We start from the raw sequence: 203 nt of genomic DNA, 5'->3' as shown, positions 1-203 counted from the left end.
GCAGATGCCTGGATTCTCCTCTCCCACGGCAGTCGCCGTCCCGGCGGAAATCAACCCGTCGAACACCTCGCCGCCGAATTGAGAGCCACCCCCGCCTACTGGTCCGTACCCCCCGATCTCGAATCGCGGATTCAGGAATTGGCCGACGCCGGATGTGAAGCGATCGGCATCATCCCTTATTTTATATTTTCCGGCCGCACCAC

Annotated in this window: 1 protein-coding gene; it reads left to right on the top strand. The window is 60.6% G+C overall.

Going from position 1 to position 203, the window contains the following annotated elements:
* Nucleotides 1-203: CbiX/SirB N-terminal domain-containing protein (locus LKE08_RS07010; protein ID WP_324703494.1), on the top strand; the 203-nt coding region annotated here is incomplete at both ends.

The sequence above is a fragment of the Lyngbya sp. CCY1209 genome (assembly GCF_035615495.1).
In the GTDB taxonomy this organism is placed as follows: domain Bacteria; phylum Cyanobacteriota; class Cyanobacteriia; order Cyanobacteriales; family Microcoleaceae; genus Limnospira.
Note: the sequence above shows the minus strand (reverse complement) of the source record. Positions and strands in the feature narration are given on the sequence as shown.